Annotated in this window: 13 protein-coding genes; 2 read left to right on the top strand and 11 right to left on the bottom strand. The window is 44.7% G+C overall.

Annotation, left to right across the window (positions count from 1 at the left end):
• Positions 1 to 20 precede the first annotated feature (20 nt).
• From rplW to rpsL, 7 genes are all read right to left on the bottom strand, one after another.
• Positions 21 to 308 carry a 50S ribosomal protein L23 gene (rplW, locus tag B808_RS03055; protein ID WP_009166707.1) on the bottom strand — a complete coding sequence of 96 codons (288 nt, stop codon included), beginning with the start codon at positions 306 to 308 and terminating at the stop codon, positions 21 to 23.
• Positions 308 to 931, bottom strand: coding sequence for a 50S ribosomal protein L4 (gene rplD / locus B808_RS03050; protein ID WP_009166708.1), 624 nt, complete (start codon positions 929 to 931; stop codon positions 308 to 310). The genes rplW and rplD overlap by 1 nt, the downstream gene beginning before the upstream one ends.
• Positions 932 to 948: 17 nt before the next feature.
• The gene (gene rplC / locus B808_RS03045; RefSeq protein WP_009166709.1) at positions 949 to 1584 is read right to left on the bottom strand and encodes a 50S ribosomal protein L3; all 636 of its coding nucleotides are present in this window, start codon (positions 1582 to 1584) and stop codon (positions 949 to 951) included.
• Between the two features lie 30 nt (positions 1585 to 1614).
• A complete protein-coding gene (gene rpsJ, locus B808_RS03040; RefSeq protein WP_009166710.1) occupies positions 1615 to 1923 on the bottom strand; it encodes a 30S ribosomal protein S10 in 309 nt (102 codons plus the stop codon).
• A 325-nt stretch (positions 1924 to 2248) separates the two neighbouring features.
• Positions 2249 to 4342 (bottom strand): elongation factor G, encoded by a 2094-nt coding sequence (gene fusA / locus B808_RS03035; RefSeq protein WP_009166711.1) that lies wholly within the window; start codon positions 4340 to 4342, stop codon positions 2249 to 2251.
• Between the two features lie 87 nt (positions 4343 to 4429).
• A complete protein-coding gene (gene rpsG, locus B808_RS03030; protein ID WP_009166712.1) occupies positions 4430 to 4900 on the bottom strand; it encodes a 30S ribosomal protein S7 in 471 nt (156 codons plus the stop codon).
• A gap of 24 nt (positions 4901 to 4924) precedes the next feature.
• Positions 4925 to 5344: a 30S ribosomal protein S12 gene (gene rpsL / locus B808_RS03025; protein ID WP_009166713.1), complete on the bottom strand. Its 420-nt coding sequence runs from the start codon at positions 5342 to 5344 to the stop codon at positions 4925 to 4927.
• 116 nt (positions 5345 to 5460) lie between these two features.
• Here rpsL and B808_RS06715 point away from each other — a divergent pair, with 116 nt between their 5' ends.
• Both B808_RS06715 and B808_RS03020 read left to right on the top strand, forming a co-directional pair.
• Positions 5461 to 6159 (top strand): prepilin peptidase, encoded by a 699-nt coding sequence (locus B808_RS06715; RefSeq protein WP_081579349.1) that lies wholly within the window; start codon positions 5461 to 5463, stop codon positions 6157 to 6159.
• Between the two features lie 121 nt (positions 6160 to 6280).
• A complete protein-coding gene (locus tag B808_RS03020) occupies positions 6281 to 6868 on the top strand; it encodes a xanthine phosphoribosyltransferase (protein WP_009166715.1) in 588 nt (195 codons plus the stop codon).
• An 83-nt stretch (positions 6869 to 6951) separates the two neighbouring features.
• Here the strand turns inward: B808_RS03020 and rpoC are convergent, their stop codons facing one another.
• From rpoC to B808_RS03000, 4 genes are all read right to left on the bottom strand, one after another.
• On the bottom strand, positions 6952 to 10590 hold the full coding sequence (gene rpoC / locus B808_RS03015; RefSeq protein WP_009166716.1) for a DNA-directed RNA polymerase subunit beta': 3639 nt from the start codon (positions 10588 to 10590) through the stop codon (positions 6952 to 6954).
• 23 nt (positions 10591 to 10613) lie between these two features.
• Positions 10614 to 14207, bottom strand: a complete 3594-nt coding sequence (rpoB, locus tag B808_RS03010) for a DNA-directed RNA polymerase subunit beta (RefSeq protein WP_009166717.1) — start codon at positions 14205 to 14207, stop codon at positions 10614 to 10616.
• Between the two features lie 223 nt (positions 14208 to 14430).
• The gene (locus B808_RS03005; RefSeq protein ID WP_035421882.1) at positions 14431 to 16902 is read right to left on the bottom strand and encodes an ATP-dependent Clp protease ATP-binding subunit; all 2472 of its coding nucleotides are present in this window, start codon (positions 16900 to 16902) and stop codon (positions 14431 to 14433) included.
• A 17-nt stretch (positions 16903 to 16919) separates the two neighbouring features.
• Positions 16920 to 17393, bottom strand: coding sequence for a CtsR family transcriptional regulator (locus B808_RS03000; RefSeq protein ID WP_035421880.1), 474 nt, complete (start codon positions 17391 to 17393; stop codon positions 16920 to 16922).
• Positions 17394 to 17552 lie beyond the last annotated feature (159 nt).

Here is a 17552-nt window from a genome sequence, read left to right as displayed (position 1 = left end):
TTTTCCTCCTATACTATAGATTATTCTTCAGAGAAAAGTTTGATTTCATCTGAATCAGGGGTTAGGGTCACGATGGCCTTGCGGCGCTTCTTCGTAAATCCAATGTAACGTCCCTGACGTTTTTCTTTTCCGCGAACATTCATGATGTTTACTTTAGCAACCTTAACGTCAAAAATAGCTTCAACAGCATCTCTAACCTGGTGCTTGTTTGCTCGAAGAGCAACATCAAACGTATACTTCTTGTCATCCATCCGATCAGTAGTTGCTTCGGTGATTACTGGACGTAAAATAATATCACGTGCATCCATTATGCGAGCACCTCCTCTAGTTGAGAAAGAGCAGCTTTGGTAATAACGACCTTTTGACTGTTAAGCACGTCCAACGTGTTAACGCCCTTGCCACTAATTACCTGAACTCGATCCAAATTGCGAGCCGAACGAGCAGCATTGTCATTGCCATCTTCTAAGACCACTAAAGTCTTAGTAGCAGCATCCAAGCTGGCCAATAAGCTAGCAAAAGCTTTGGTCTGTGGTTGGTCAAAACTTAGGGAGTCGACTACCACAAGATCGCCATTAGCTACTTTTTCAGATAAAACTGATTTAACTGCCAACCGAGTTACCTTTTTAGGTAAGTGGTAAGCATATGAGCGTGCTGAAGGTCCAAAGACTACTCCACCGCCAACCCATTGAGGTGAACGAATCGAACCCTGTCGAGCTCGACCAGTTCCCTTTTGTCTCCATGGCTTCTTGCCACCACCGCGAACTTGACCACGCGACTTTGTCCCGTTGGTTCCTTGCCGCTGCGAAGCTTGTTGCATTAAGACCGTATCAAAAACGACATTTTCATTTGGAGTAATCCCAAAGATGTTGTCATTTAAGTCAACTGTGCCGGCTTGACTACCGTCTTGTTTATATACTGATACGCTTGTCATTGTCGAATCCTCCTTTCTTATTTTTTAGCAGCACTAACTGCTGTACGAACTTTAACCAAGGTTTTGTTGGCGCCAGGAATGTTCCCTTTGATTAACAAAACGTTGTTTTCAACGTCGGCTTTAACGATTTCTAAGTTCTGAATTGTTACCGTGTTGTTACCCATGCGACCGGGCAGTTTCATTCCCTTTACCACTCGGTTGATAATAACTCCCAGTGAACCAGGACGACGGTGGTAACGAGAACCATGAGTCGTAGGACCACGCCGCTGACCATCTTTATGAATGTTACCTTGGTATCCATGACCTTTTGTAGTACCCGTAACATCAACCATGTCGCCTGCTGCAAACGTGTCAGCCTTAACTTCTGCTCCGACTTGATAGTCTCCTAAGTCAACATCGTTGATTTCACGAACGAAGCGCTTAGGAGTAGTATTTGCCTTTTTGATATGACCTTGTTCTGGTTTGTTGCTTAACACAGCGCGCTTTTCATCAAAGCCCAACTGAACTGCTTCGTAACCGTCTGTTTCCATCGTCTTAACCTGTAAGACAACGTTTGGGGTTACATCAACTACAGTTACGGGAACTAATTCCCCGTTATCAGCAAAAACCTGAGTCATACCGACCTTTTTACCTAAGATTCCTTTTTTGGTCATGAGTACACCTCCAATTTTTTTGATAATTAATTATAGTTTAATCTCAATATCAACACCACTCGGTAAATCAAGTTTCATCAATGAATCAACCGTTTTAGGGGTTGGGTTCAAAATGTCGATTAACCGTTTGTGCGTTAACATCTCAAACTGTTCCTGTGACTTGCTGTACTTGAATGGTGATGCTAACACCGTGTATAAAGCCCGTTCCGTTGGTAATGGAATGGGACCAGAAATGTTAGCCCCCGTCCGTTGTGCCGTTGCCACAATCTTATCAGCAGCTTGATCTAAAGTACGGTGCTCGTAAGCTTTCAAGCGAATCCGAATCTTTTCCTTTGCCATCAAAATCCCTCCTTCGTCTATTTTCAAAATCAGACTAACTCCGTAGAAATTACCGGACTACCTGCCATGGCAAAGCGGCCGGGTGTGCCGCAACCTTCTACATCAACGCTGTCACGTGTAATTTGGGCGCACGTCGCCCTTAATTTAAAACACTATTACATCATACTGGAAAAACGTCACGGATTCAAGGGTTTTACACAATAATTTCAAAAAAGTAAACCGTGAAGTTCCCACGTGCGCTCCAGCTGTGCTTTTAATTATTTTTATATTCAAACAAAAAACAGGAACCCATCGCTGCAATGGATTCCTGTTTTTATAAACCAGTTTAGTTGGCGTCGCCACCATTTTTCTTGATAATATCTTCTTGAATACTCTTTGGCACGGCAGTGTAGTGGTCAAAGGACATTACAAATGTTCCTCGTCCCTGCGTAGCAGACCGCAAATCGGTTGCGTAACCAAACATTTCTGCTAGCGGTACCATGGCATGGATATTTTGCGCATTATCTTGCGCTTCCATTCCCTCAACATTACCTCGACGAGCAGTCACTTGACCCATGACATCACCCATGTATTCTTCTGGAACTCGAATATCAACTTTCATGATAGGCTCCAAAATTTTGGGATCTGCTTTTTTAGCAGCTTCTCGTAAGGCAATCGAAGCGGCAATCTTGAAGGCTGCTTCACTAGAATCGACTTCGTGATAGCTTCCATCATAAAGTTTAGCTTTTAAATCAATCAGTGGAAAACCAGCTAAAACTCCATTCTCCATTGATTCTTTCAAACCTTGCTCAACGGAAGGAATGAATTCACGAGGAACCACTCCACCAACGATGGCATCTTCAAACTCAAATCCAGCGCCTTCTTCATTTGGAGTGAACTCAATCCAAACATCACCATACTGACCTTTACCACCAGATTGGCGAATGAACTTACCTTCGGCTTGGACCTGTTTGCCAAAGGCTTCTCGATAAGCAACCTGTGGTTCACCGATGGAGGCATCCACTCCAAATTCACGTTTCATTCGTTCAATAATGATGTTCAGATGCAACTCACCCATTCCAGCAATAATAGTTTGCCCGGTTTCTGGGTTCGTATTTGCTTGGAAAGTTGGATCTTCTTCTGATAGCTTTTGCAAAGCCGTATTCATCTTGTTTTGATCAGCTTTGGTTTTAGGTTCTACCGCTACTTCAATCACAGGAGCAGGGAATTCCATAGATTCAAGATGCAATGGATGGTCTGGATCCGTTAAAGAATCACCCGTGGTCGTGTTCTTCAAACCAATGGCAGCCGCAATATCTCCAGAAAAGACTTCCGAAATTTCTTCCCGATTATTGGAGTGCATTTGCAGTAGTCGACCTACTCGTTCCCGTTTTTCCTTCGTAGCATTTAAAATGTAAGAACCTGATTCCAAAGAACCCCGATAAACCCGAATGTAAGTTAACCGACCAACGTAAGGATCAGTAGCCACTTTGAAGGCCAATGCGGCAAAAGGTTCTTTATCGTTAGCTTGCACGTCAACTTCTTCACCAGTATCTGGGTCAGTAGCAATGTAAGGACGCACATCCAATGGTGATGGAAGGTAATCAACCACTCCATCCATCATCATTTGTACTCCCTTATTTTTAAAGGCGGAACCAGCGAAAACTGGATACATATTTAAGTCCAGCGTTGCTTTTCGAATCCCGGCTTTCAGGTCAGCTTCGCTAATCTCTTCGCCTTCCAAAAATTTAGACATAACGTCATCATCAACGTCGGCCACTGCTTCTACCAAGTTGTCACGTTGTTGTTGGGCTTTTTCTTGCAAATCGGCAGGAATGTCAACTGTATCCCAGTTTTCACCTTCCTTATCCTCATCATAAACGTAGGCCTTCATTTTGATTAGGTCAATTACACCAGCAAACTCATTCTCAGCCCCAATTGGCATCTGAACGGGCACAGCATTAGCACCCAAACGTTCACGAATGGTTTTAACTGAGTAATCAAAGTTCGCACCGATTTTGTCCATTTTATTAATGAAAACAATCCGAGGAACGCTGAAGTCAGAAGATTGACGCCACACCGTTTCAGTTTGTGGTTCTACTCCAGCTTGTCCATCAAGCACCACGATGCCTCCATCAAGCACTCGCAAAGACCGCTCTACTTCAGCGGTAAAGTCCACGTGTCCAGGGGTATCGATGATGTTAACACGATAGCCATCCCATTCGGCCGTGGTTGCTGCCGATGTGATCGTGATTCCACGTTCTTTTTCTTCTTCCATCCAATCCATTTGGGAAGCCCCATCATGGGTTTCACCAATTTTGTGAATTTTACCGGTATAGTAAAGCACTCGTTCAGTGGTAGTTGTCTTACCAGCATCGATATGTGCAACAATCCCGATATTCCGTGTTTTTTCTAGCGGAAATTGACGCTTATTAGCCATTTCATAACTCCTTTTTTTAATTAATTAGTTCTAAAAAAAGCGGCTAATAGATTAGCCGCTCATTCAGCCCGCTAAGCAGCCGCCTGCTTACCAGCGGTAGTGCGCAAAAGCTCGGTTGGCTTCTGCCATTTTGTGGGTGTCTTCTCGCTTCTTAACGGCAGCCCCAGTGTTGTTGGCAGCGTCAATAATTTCTTTTGCTAACCGCTGCGTCATCGTGTGTTCACCACGTAAACGTGCGTAGTTAACTAGCCAGCGGAGTCCCAAAGTTGTGCGTCGCGCTGGGCGAACTTCGATCGGAACCTGGTAGTTTGACCCACCAACCCGACGAGCCTTAACTTCCAAGACAGGCATAACATTTTTCATTGCTTCTTCAAAAACTTCTACTGGATCATTACCAGTCTCATCTTTGATTTCATCAAATGCACCATATAAGATTTCTGATGCAGTTCCTCGTTTTCCATCTAACATCAAGTGGTTAATCAATTTGGAAACCAACTTGGAGTTGTAGATTGGATCAGGAAGGATTTCGCGTTGTTGCACTTTTCCTTTTCTAGGCATCTAAAGGTCCTCCTCAATAATCGCTTATTTCTTGTCTTTTGGTCGTTTCGTTCCGTATTTTGAACGGCCCTGACGTCGGTCTTGAACTCCGGCGGTATCAAGCGCTCCACGAATCACGTGATAACGAACCCCAGGTAAATCCTTAACACGACCACCCCGAATTAAAACCACGCTATGCTCTTGCAAGTTGTGACCAATTCCTGGAATGTAAGCCGTTACTTCATACAAATTAGAAAGGCGCACACGAGCGTATTTCCGCAAAGCAGAGTTAGGCTTCTTGGGAGTCATCGTACCCACACGGGTAGCAACTCCACGTTTTTGAGGAGCAGGATTGGCGGTATGAGTTTTTTTGTAACTGTTATAACCAAAGCCAAGTGCTGGTGATTTTGATTTAGAACTTCTAGATTTACGACCTTTTCGAACTAATTGGTTGATTGTAGGCATCTAAAAAGTCCTCCTTTCATAAATAGTTGTAAGTCCACACATCCAGGTGAACCATTTTTAGGGACAAAAATCGCTTACCTTGTATAAGCACAATTTCTAGAATAGCATCGCGGTTCATGATTGTCAACCAAGATTTCGTACTTATTGGCAAGGAGCTGAATTATATGAATTTAATCTGGTTTATCTGTGGTAGCTGTGTCGGCTCCTTTATGCTAGCAAGCGTCGAACGGTGGCCTGCCATCCTAACTATGCAACGGTCGCGCTGTAAGAACTGTCACCGCCAATTACAGTGGTTTGAACTGTTGCCCATTCTAAGCTTTGGATGCTTACACGGTTGTTGCAAAACTTGCCAAGTTCCAATTGGCTGGTGGTCACTGAGTTGTGAAATCAGCAGTGGGTTATGGTGGTGGGCTTGTCCGCCTACCTCCCTTTGCAATATCCGTTGGCTTTTATTTGGGATGTTGTTGTTACTTACCGCCTGCTGTGATTGGCAAGTACGTCAAGTACCGGTAGGCTGGTTAATTTGCTTGGGTTTAATCGCCTGCAGTTTTAGTCCGCACTCCTTCCAAATAAACTGCTTGTTGAGTATCTCCTACCTAAGCATCCAGCCTTGGTTACACTCCCAACCTTGGATTGGTAATGGGGATCTGGACCTTTTACTAATTTTGTTTATTGCTTATGATCCGCTTCGATGGTCCTGGCTCGTTTTATGGGCTGCTCTGATCGGAATTAGTTGCGCCCTTTACGAACGCTGTCACAGCATCCCGTTTTTCCCCTGTCTGTATCTGGCAACCCTCTTGCTCAAGCTAACCTAGTAATGGTGAAATAATCATTGAACCCTCCCACATAAGTGGGAACAGTGGTGATTTATTTATTCTGGTTTTCAGAGTACAATTAGAACAATCATCCTATTTACCACGGTTTGAGGAGGACCTTATGAAGCAGTTAGAACAAGCCATTTTCGACCACGGAACGGTGTTACCAGGAAATATTTTAAAGGTTAATTCTTTTTTGAATCATCAGCTTGACCCTGAATTAATGCAGGCCATTGGGATTGAATTTGCCACTCGTTTTAAATCAGAAGCAATTACTAAAGTTGTTACGATTGAAGCTTCTGGAATTGCTCCAGCAGTCATGACTGGCTTGGCGCTGAAAGTTCCAGTCGTCTTTGCCCGTAAAAGCAAATCCCTAACCGTTCACGATCATGTTTACCAAGCGAACGTTGTTTCTTACACAAAACAGACCGAAACGCCGATTTATATTGAGCAACAGTTTCTTGCTCCCACAGACCACGTGTTGATCATTGATGACTTTCTTGCCAATGGAGAAGCCGTTAAAGGTCTCTTACAAATCATTGCTGCCGCCCACGCAACCGTTTCAGGTATCGGGATTGTTATTGAAAAATCTTTCCAACCAGGAGCAAAATGGTTGCACCAGCAACACTATCGCTTACAATCACTTGCCCGAATCAAATCACTGGACAACCAAACAGTAACCTTTCTTGATGATGAACCATCGAGATAAATTCCATCAAAAAAAGACCTCCAACTAATAACGTTGGAGGTCTTTTTTATCGAGCTTGGCAACAATTGAAACTATCGGTTTTACTAATTATCATGATCCGGACTAGTAACCGAAGATGCATCACTAGCAGGACCGTTTACAGCAGGTTGGTTTAATTCATCGGGTTCAATGTCTTCATATTCATGAACTCCGGTCCCAGCTGGCAGTAATTTACCAATAATTACATTTTCTTTCAATCCAATCAACGGATCAACCTTACCACGAATAGCGGCATCAGTCAGTACTCGCGTGGTTTCTTGGAAGGAAGCTGCCGACAAGAAACTGTTGGTTTCAAGGGCTGCCTTGGTAATTCCCAATAAGACCGGACGAGCAGTCGCTGGAACCTTGCCAGTTACAACGGCATCGTGATTCCGAGTCTTAAATTCATCAATGTCAACCAGCGTGCCCGGCAAGATATCGGTATCACCTGGATCCATAACTCGGACCTTACGCAACATTTGCCGAACCATAATCTCAGCGTGCTTATCGTTCACTTCCACACCCTGACGTCGATAAACTTCTTGAACCGCAGTTAACAGATAGGTTTCTGTTGATAACGTATCTCGAATTTTGAGCAGTTCCTTCGGGTCAATGGAACCTTCATTAAGCGCATCACCACGGCGAACCACATCACCTTCGGCTACCCGCATCCGAGCATTCAAAGGCACCTTGTACTTTCTTGTATCGGCTTTCCCTTGGATGGTAACTTCTTTCACCCCTTCAGCAGGGTTTTCTTCCACCAGGTCAACCTTCCCAGTCACTTCACTAATCGTTGACTTACCCTTGGGATTTCGAGCTTCAAAAATTTCTTGAACTCGGGGAAGTCCTTGGGTGATATCAGTATTGCTGGCAACTCCTCCGGTATGGAAAGTCCGCAAAGTTAGCTGCGTTCCTGGTTCTCCAATTGACTGGGCAGCCACAGTTCCAACTGCTTCGCCAACCTCAACCTCATCTCCAGTAGCCAAGTTTTGCCCATAACACTTCTCACAAACCCCGTGAGCCGTGTTACACGTGAAGGCCGAACGAATTTCGACACTTTCAACTCCGGCGTCTACAATTTCTTGGGCAAGTTTGTCATCAAGCATCTGATTTTTAGTGGCAATTACCGCTCCCGTTTTAGGATTTACCACCGTCTTCATCGCATTCCGACCCAAAATTCGGTCGTACAACGGTTCAATCATTTCGTTGCCTTCTTTGATGGCACGTACAATCAAACCACGGTCGGTGTGACAATCTTTTTCTCGAATAATCACATCCTGAGCCACGTCAACCAATCGTCTTGTCAAGTAACCTGAGTTAGCCGTTTTCAGGGCCGTATCGGTCATTCCCTTCCGCGCCCCGTGGGTTGAAATAAACATTTCCAACACGGACATTCCTTCTCGGAAGTTCGAAGTAATTGGCAATTCCATGATTTTACCATCAGGAGAAGCCATTAAACCACGCATTCCGGCTAACTGGGTAAAGTTTGAGATGTTTCCCCGTGCTCCTGAATCACTCATCATAAAGATGGGATTTTCTGGATCAAAGTTTTGCATCAAAATATCTTGAATGTCGTCTCGCGCTTCGTTCCAAACGTTCACAACCCGCTCATAACGTTCTTGGTCGGTAATCAAGCCTCGCCGAAATTGCTTGGTGATCATCGCAACCTGTTTGTGGGCGTTTGCAACAACCTCCGGCTTTTCGGTCAAATTCGTAATGTCTGACATTCCAACCGTTAATCCAGACTTAGTTGATTCATCATTTCCTAAGTCCTTAATGCGGTCAAGCAATTGTGAAGTTTCGGTAACCTTGTACTGGTTATAAACCTCGGCAATAATATCTGACAGATAGCTCTTCTTGAACGGCTTAATCAACGGCGCATCCTTGATGTGATCGTGGATATTCTCGCCCGCCTGTAAGAAGTATTGATCCGGCACATAGCCGTGGAGGTTAGTATCGGTCGGCTCATTTAGATAGATAAAGTCTTTTGGTAAAATCTCATTAAACAAGACTTTCCCGACCGAAGTTACTAAAATCTGCTGCCGTTGTTCATCGGTAAATGGCTTGTCAGGGTACGCTGCTGCAGGAATCCCGATTCGACTATGCCAGTGAACTAGTCCATCACGGTAAGCTACCTCAACTTCGGCCGGATCATTGAAAATCATTCCCTCGCCTTCACGACCAGGTTCTTCCATCGTGAGGTAGTAATTTCCAATTACCATATCTTGTGACGGAGCCACCACTGGCTTACCATCTTTAGGTGCCAAAATATGTCCAGCAGCGGCCATCAGCATCCGTGATTCTGCCTGAGCTTCTTCTGACAGTGGCACGTGAATCGCCATCTGGTCACCATCAAAGTCGGCATTGTAAGCCGCACACACCAATGGATGTAACCGCATTGATTTTCCACTAACCAAGACTGGTTCAAACGCCTGAATTCCCAACCGGTGTAACGTAGGAGCTCGGTTCAAAAGTACCGGATGTTCTTTGATAACATCGGGAAGGACATCGAAGACAACATCGTCTTTGCGCTCGATTTCTCGCTTAGCATTTTTGACGTTGGAGGCCAATCCACGTTCAACTAGTTCATGCATAATAAATGGTTTAAATAATTCCATTGCCATTGATACTGGCAAGCCCATTTGGCTTAATTTTAACCACGGACCAACGTCAATAACCGAACGTCCTGAGTAATCAACCCGTTTCCCGAGCAAGTTCTGACGAAAACGTCCTTGTTTTCCCTTCAATAAATGCGAAAGTGATTTTAAAGGACGATTTCCTGGCCCAGCAACCGGACGACCACGCCGACCATTATCAATCAGTGCATCAACTGCTTCTTGCAGCATCCGTTTTTCATTTTGAACAATAATCCCAGGTGCGTGCAGATCAAGTAGCCGTTTCAATCGATTATTCCGGTTAATCACTCGCCGGTACAAATCATTCAAATCAGAAGTGGCAAAGCGGCCTCCTTCCAGTTGAACCATCGGACGCAAATCTGGTGGCATTACTGGAATTGCATCCATCACCATCCAACCCAAGCGGTTACCAGAAGTTAGAAACGCTTCTAAAATATCCAATCTTCGAATGGCTCGCGTACGTTTCTGTCCAGTCGCCTTTTTTAGCTCTGCTTTTAATTCAGCAACTTCTTTATCCAAATCGACATCATCAAGCAGTGCCCGAATTCCTTCTGCACCAATCTTAGCCTGGAACCGAGACCCATATTCACGCTTTTTATCCCGATAATCTTGCTCGGACAAAAGCTGTTTCTTTTCCATGGGGGTGTTTCCCGGATCAGTCACTACATAAGAAGCAAAGTAAATCACTTCTTCTAAGGCTCGGGGACTCATATCTAAAACTAGTCCCATTCGACTAGGAATTCCCTTGTAGTACCAGATGTGCGTAACGGGGGCAGCTAACTCGATGTGTCCCATGCGCTCACGGCGAACCTTAGCACGCGTTACCTCAACTCCACAACGATCACAAACAATTCCGCGATAACGAATTCCCTTGTACTTACCACAGGCACATTTCCAGTCCTTGGTGGGTCCAAAGATTCGTTCATCAAACAAACCGTCTTTTTCCGGTTTCAACGTCCGATAGTTAATGGTTTCCGGTTTTTTAACCTCACCATATGACCAACTGCGAATCGTTTCAGGTGAGGCCAACCCCACCTGCATTGTCTTAAATTTATTAACGTCGACCATTGGCAATCCCTCCTTTGTAATCGTTATTCAGCATCATCGTGGTTAGCTGGATCAGCAGCTTGACCAGCCTTTTGTTTTGAAGCTGCCGAATCATCTTGCGTGGCGGCCATCTTACTAAGCGCCTTTACATTAACTACCTCATCATCTTCGTCCATATCACGAAGATCAATTGAGCGATGGTCATTGCCAAGCACCTGCATATCAAGTCCTAAGGCCTGCAGTTCTTTAACCAGCACGCGGAATGATTCCGGTACGCCTGGTTTTGGAATCGGATCGCCCTTGACAATTGCTTCATAGGTTCTAACCCGACCAACCACGTCATCTGACTTATAAGTTAAAATTTCTTGGAGGGTGTGAGCGGCACCATAGGCTTCCAGTGCCCAAACTTCCATTTCCCCAAATCGTTGTCCACCAAATTGCGCTTTTCCACCTAGTGGTTGCTGGGTAACCAACGAGTAAGGTCCAATCGAACGAGCATGAATCTTGTCTTCTGACATATGGTTCAATTTTAGATAGCCCATTACACCGACCGCAACTGGTTTGTCGAAAGGTTCACCAGTCCGACCATCATACAAAACGGTTTTCCCGTCTTTAGCCATGCCGGCTTCTTTAACCGCATCCCAAACATCAGAACTCCGAGCTCCATCAAAAACAGGAGTAGCAACATGAATTCCCAGTTTTTTGGCAGCCATCCCCAGGTGCATTTCTAACACCTGACCAATGTTCATCCGAGAAGGAACTCCCATGGGGCTTAACAAGATATCGACCGGGGTGCCGTCAGGCATGTACGGCATATCTTCTTCCGGAATCACAATTGAAACCGTTCCCTTATTACCGTGCTTTCCAGCCATCTTATCGCCGACCTGCAATTTCCGTTTCTGGGCGATGTAAACGCGAACCATTTTATTCACACCGGGTTGTAATTCATCCCCATTTTCTCTGGAAAAGACTTTGACGTCCTGAACTACTCCGTCTGCCCCATGCGGAACTCGAAGTGAAGTGTCGCGAACTTCGCGCGATTTTTCCCCAAAGATCGCATGTAAAAGCCGTTCTTCTGAAGATAATTCGGTTACCCCCTTGGGAGTAACTTTCCCAACGAGAATGTCACCATCGTGTACCTCTGCTCCAATCCGTACGATTCCATCATCGTCAAGATCTTTCAGGGCATCATCACCGACATTAGGGATCTCGCGGGTCATTTCCTCAGGTCCCAGTTTAGTATCCCGCGTTTCTGATTCGTATTCTTCAATATGAATCGAAGTGTAGGCATCCTCTTTAACTAATTTTTCACTGATAGCAATCGCATCTTCAAAGTTATACCCTTGCCAGGTCATGAAAGCCACCGTTGGATTTTGACCCAAGGCGAGTTCTCCATTTTCCATAGCTGGTCCATCAGCGATAATTTCATCAGCATCGACATGATCACCAGTCTTTACAATTGGAGTCTGGTTATAATTCATTCCGTTGTTAGAACGCATGAATTTAGTTAACTCATACGTATCTTGGGTACCGTTATCACGCCGAATTTTAACCTGCGTCGCGTCCACATATTCAACGGTTCCAGCGTACTTAGCAATCTTTGCAACCCCTGAGTCATGCGCCGTTTTGTATTCCATCCCGGTGCCGACGAGCGGTGCATGTGGATTGATCAGTGGAACGGCTTGCCGTTGCATGTTTGATCCCATCAAGGCCCGGTTCGAATCATCGTTTTCTAGGAAGGGAATACATGCTGTGGCGACCGACACCACCTGTTTTGGTGAAACATCCATATAATCGACATTATCACGGTCTGCTTCAACGTATTCTGATTTATCACGAGCCATGACTTGCTCATCACGGAAAGTCCCATCATCGTTAAGAGGGGTATTGGCCTGCGCAATTACGTATTTATCCTCATCGCCGGCCGTCAGGTAATCGATCTTATCAGTAACCTTGTGAGTATGCCAATCTACCCGGCGATATGGTGATTCGATGAAGCCGTATTTGTTAACGCGGGCATAGCCAGAGAAGGAGTTGATCAGTCCAATGTTAGGACCTTCTGGCGTTTCAATCGGACAAATTCGCCCATAGTGGGTGTAGTTAACATCTCGAACTTCATAGCCAGCTCGATCCCGGGTAATTCCACCAGGTCCAAGCGCAGAGAGACGTCGTTTGTGGGTTAATTCACCCAACGGATTAGTTTGATCCATGAACTGCGAAAGTTGTGATGAACCAAAAAATTCTTTGACCGAAGCCACTACTGGACGAATATTAATTAGTTGTTGGGGGGTTACCGTAGCTGGATCTTGAATTGACATCCGTTCACGCACAACTCGTTCCATCCGGGATAACCCAATTCGAAATTGATTTTGTAAAAGCTCCCCTACTGAACGCACCCGCCGGTTACTCAAGTGGTCAATGTCGTCGACATTTCCTAGTCCTTCTTGTAGATTCATGAAATAGTTAATTTCTGCCAACATATCAGCGGGGGTGATATGTTTGTAGTCTAGACTGATGTTGTCATTACCAACGATTGGAACCACTTTTTCTGGATCATTGGCAGAGTAAACTTTGATAATCTGAACCGTCATTGGTTCTGTAACTACGGCTTCGGCAGCTGGAGTAAACGTCACGGCTTTAAAAGCTGGATCTTTTAGATAAGGGGATAATTGTTTGATCAGTGTTTTATCAACCAGGTCCCCTTTATTAGCAATTACTTCCCCAGTTTCGGGATCGGCTAAGGTTTCAGCAAGCGTCGTTCCCATCAACCGATTCTTCAAGCTTAATTTTTGGTTGGTTTTATAACGTCCCACTGGAGCCATATCATAACGCTTAGGATCAAAGAATCTTGTAGTCAACAGATTTCTTGAAGAGTCCGCAGTTTTAGGTTCTCCTGGACGCAAGCGCTCATAGATGTCTTTTAACGCTTCTTCAACTCGGGTATCACTGGTATCTTTGTGGACATCTTTTTCGAGGGTTAGACTAAGGCTATCGCTGGTATTACCAAGAATTGCGATAATCTCATCATCAGAACCAAATCCAAGAGCGCGAACTAACTCGGTAATGGGCAACTTTCTGGTTCGATCAATGCGAATGTACGAAATGTTTTTAGCATCGGTTGCGAATTCCATCCAAGCACCGCGGTTAGGAATTACGGTAGCACTATAAATATCGCGTCCATTCTTATCCAATTCTCGGTGGTAATAAGCCCCTGGCGACCGTACTAACTGAGACACAATTACCCGTTCTGCTCCATTAATAATGAAGGTCCCCTGGTCTGTCATCAGTGGCAAATCGCCAAAAAACACATCTTGGGTCTTAATCTCACCCGTCTCGTGGTTAGTCAGTTTAAGCGTCACATGAAGCGGAGCAGCATAATTCACTTCATGAGCGCGTGCCTCAGCCACTGTATACTTGGGTTCTAACAATTGATAGTCAACAAAATCCAATGATAATTTCCCTTGGAAGTCATCAATCGGCATGATGTCTTGGAACATTTCCCGTAAGCCTTCGTCCAAAAACCAATTGTAAGAATCAGTCTGCACTTCAATCAGGTTGGGTAAATCCAACACCTTTTTAATGCGGGCGTAACTTCTCCTGGTCCGGTGTTTTCCATACTTAACAACGTTTCCAGCCAAGTTGTGTACCTCCTCTTAAAAATCCACGAAAAGAAATGTTACGTTTTCATTACAATTTGTCAAAAAAGCGATTTTAAGGCAAAAAAAATCCAAAAATAAGCGAACTTATTTTTGGCTTTCTATGCGCACCGTTCCGGACAAGAGATCGAAACGATCCATTTCAATTCAATATCTATACATTAATAATAATATCAGTCTGCTAACCATTCGTCAAGAAAGAACTTTACACCGAAACGGCGGTAGGTTGTTTGGTGGTTATAGTAATCCGCTTATTGCGGGCACCAATCGTAATCTTGGTTCCCGGTTGTAGTTGATGTTGTAATAATTCTTCACTAAGCGGATCCTCTAGCTTCGTTTGAATGGCCCGGCGCAGAGGACGTGCCCCATACTCAGGGTTATATCCACTCTTTGCCACAACATCCAAAGCAGCTGGGGTAATTTTTAATTGAAATCCTTGTTCGGCAACCCGTTGTACCAGAGACTGTGACATCAATTTTACAATTCGATGGAGTTCCGAACTAGTCAGTGCATGAAAAATAACCGTTTCGTCAATTCGATTCAAAAATTCTGGTCTAAAGAACTGCTTAACCTGCTGATCAATGACTTTGCGAACCGCCTTTTCATCACGACGAGCATGATCTGCGTCAAAACCAACGGTCTTTTGATCGCGGAGCGCCGCAGCTCCAAGGTTGGAAGTCATAATAATAATCGTGTTGCGAAAATCAACGCGCCGACCCTTAGAGTCAGTTAAAAAGCCATCATCTAACACTTGCAGCATGATGTTAAACACATCAGGATGAGCTTTTTCCACTTCGTCTAGCAAAATCACTGAATAAGGATGTTTGCGAACTTTTTCAGTCAGTTGACCGCCTTCTTCAAAACCAACGTAGCCCGGAGCCGAACCCACGAGCCGACTCGTGGAATATTTTTCCATGTATTCGCTCATATCAACCCGAATGACATCATCTTCAGAACCAAACATGGTTTCAGCCAAATCTTTGGCTAATTCAGTTTTACCCACTCCGGTGGGACCAAGAAATAGAAAGGAGCCAATCGGACGATTAGGATCTTTTAAACCGCTGCGCGCCCTACGAACTGCTCGAGCAACGGATGAAACCGCCTCATCCTGACCAACTACTCGCTTATGAAGTTCCTGCTCAAGATTAACCAAACGCTGACTGTCACGCTTCGTGAGGTGTGTAACTGGAACCCCCGTCCATTCAGAAACAATTTGTGCGACATCCTCACCAGTTTCTACCAACTGGTATTCATGCTGTTGATTCTCCCGCTTTAGTTGTTGCTGCTCTTGTTGCTGTAATTGGGTAACTTTCGTAGTGAGTACCTGCTCTTGCTGGCGTAACTCGACAGCTGCGGCAAAATTTTGGTCAGCAAGCTCTTGATCTTTTTTCATTTGTACCTGAGATAGTTTGGCTTCCTGCTTACTCAACTTAGTAACCTTCGCCAATTGATCAATGCGAACTTTTGCAGCCGCCTCGTCCATTAAATCAATCGCCTTGTCGGGGAGATAGCGGTCACTAATGTAGCGCTTCGACAAATCAACTGCCGTATTGATGGCCTCATCAGTAATCTGAACGTGGTGATGTTCTTCATACCGAGGACGAATCCCAGCTAAAATGCGTTTAGTTTGATCGACACTGGGCTCCTCGACCTGCACTTTAGCAAAACGTCGCTCTAAAGCAGCATCTGCTTCAATGTGTTTTTGGTACTCATCCAACGTGGTAGCTCCAATCAACTGCAGTTCACCACGAGCTAAGGCCGGCTTTAAAATATTAGAAGCATCAATGGCTCCTTCTGCTCCACCAGCCCCAATGAGTGTATGCAACTCATCAATAAATAAAATTACGTTTTTGGCAGTCTGAATCTCATTGATGACTTTCTTGAGCCGATTTTCAAACTCTCCACGATATTTAGTGCCAGCAACTAGCGAACCCATATCAAGCATCATAATCCGATTGTCAGCCAGATCTTTGGGTACCTGCTTTTGCACGATTTTTTGTGCCAATCCTTCAGCAATCGCGGTTTTCCCTACCCCGGGCTCACCAATCAGCACCGGGTTGTTTTTCGTTCGCCGACTAAGAATTTGAATTGATCGTTTAATTTCGGCGTCTCGACCGATAATTGGATCCAACTGATTATTTCTCGCCGCGGCCGTCAGATCCTTTGCTAACGAATCGAGCGTTGGCGTTTGTTGATTGCTACCAGCTGATTTGTTTTCAACGGTCATCCCCTGATCAGGAACCCCCATTTTACGAATCGTAATTTTGCGAACATCCGCTGGTTGGTGACCTAACGCGATGAAAATCCGAGCTGCTACCGTCTTTTCGTTTGCAGTTACAGCCAGCAACAGATGCTCTGGAGCTATTTTGGAACTACCGTACTCTTGAGCGACTTGACCAGCGGTTTGTAAAATCGTTCGCATTGCCGGCGAATATGGCAGATAATCACTGGCCTCAACTTCTTGATCACCATAGCCAACCAGTTGTTCAATCTCTTCTTTAATATCTTGTTCTGTAATTGATAGTTGTTTGAGCGTTTGATAAGCAATTCCGTTCTTAACGAGTGCCAATGCTAATAGCAATTGTTCACTGCCAACATGTTGCTGCTTAAACCGGCGTGTTTCTTCTTGAGCAGCAACTAGTACTGCTTTTGCACTCGGGGTTAATGCATCGTTCATTTAGGAACTCCTTTCGATTAACATTCGTACTTGAGGCGCATCAATAACGAGCGCATGATTCGAGCACGAACTTGAACTTCAGTGTAACGGTCGGTGACTGCAAGTGCCGTTGGTGCAAGTAGCGCAGCAATTAATGTCACCTCACGTTGTGATAAAATCCCATGCTCAGCTAAGGTTTGTAACAAGACTGTGGCCTCTCGGTTAGTCAGCTGATCGCCAATCGAAGCAATCAGTTGATCAAAAACATCCGCATCCTGCATCAGTTTAATGCGCTCGATACGAATATAACCACCGCCACCACGTTTACTTTGGACTAAGTACCCATCTTGAATAGTAAACCTTGTCTTAATGACATAGTTAATCTGGGACGGTACTACGTCAAAGCGTAACGCCAAATCGGCCCTGCGAATTTCAACCTGCTCGGCATCAGCATTCACTAACAATTGTTTCAAATACTCCTCAATTGTGTCCGACATGCTGTGACTTGCCATCATCTCATCTCATCTCTGACTAATTTTGACTTTAATTATAGCGGGACTTCAATTAAATAACAAGCAAACGAGCTCCAGCTAACACAAAAAACGATGAACGCAGTGTCATCGTTTTAAGCAATATTTAAGTCGGGAAGACAGGATTCGAACCTGCGACCC

This window comes from Fructilactobacillus florum 8D, from assembly GCF_000512295.1.
Classification (GTDB): Bacteria; Bacillota; Bacilli; order Lactobacillales; family Lactobacillaceae; genus Fructilactobacillus; species Fructilactobacillus florum.
Note: the sequence above shows the minus strand (reverse complement) of the source record. Positions and strands in the feature narration are given on the sequence as shown.

Bases quoted from the DNA above. Each gene is read 5' to 3' on its own strand.
- rplW (WP_009166707.1), bottom strand. From the start codon at position 308: ATGGATGCACGTGATATTATTTTACGTCCAGTAATCACCGAAGCAACT.
- rplD (WP_009166708.1), bottom strand. From the start codon at position 931: ATGACAAGCGTATCAGTATATAAACAAGACGGTAGTCAAGCCGGCACA.
- rplC (WP_009166709.1), bottom strand. From the start codon at position 1,584: ATGACCAAAAAAGGAATCTTAGGTAAAAAGGTCGGTATGACTCAGGTT.
- rpsJ (WP_009166710.1), bottom strand. From the start codon at position 1,923: ATGGCAAAGGAAAAGATTCGGATTCGCTTGAAAGCTTACGAGCACCGT.
- fusA (WP_009166711.1), bottom strand. From the start codon at position 4,342: ATGGCTAATAAGCGTCAATTTCCGCTAGAAAAAACACGGAATATCGGG.
- rpsG (WP_009166712.1), bottom strand. From the start codon at position 4,900: ATGCCTAGAAAAGGAAAAGTGCAACAACGCGAAATCCTTCCTGATCCA.
- rpsL (WP_009166713.1), bottom strand. From the start codon at position 5,344: ATGCCTACAATCAACCAATTAGTTCGAAAAGGTCGTAAATCTAGAAGT.
- B808_RS06715 (WP_081579349.1), top strand. From the start codon at position 5,461: ATGATTGTCAACCAAGATTTCGTACTTATTGGCAAGGAGCTGAATTAT.
- B808_RS03020 (WP_009166715.1), top strand. From the start codon at position 6,281: ATGAAGCAGTTAGAACAAGCCATTTTCGACCACGGAACGGTGTTACCA.
- rpoC (WP_009166716.1), bottom strand. From the start codon at position 10,590: ATGGTCGACGTTAATAAATTTAAGACAATGCAGGTGGGGTTGGCCTCA.
- B808_RS03005 (WP_035421882.1), bottom strand. From the start codon at position 16,902: ATGAACGATGCATTAACCCCGAGTGCAAAAGCAGTACTAGTTGCTGCT.
- B808_RS03000 (WP_035421880.1), bottom strand. From the start codon at position 17,393: ATGGCAAGTCACAGCATGTCGGACACAATTGAGGAGTATTTGAAACAA.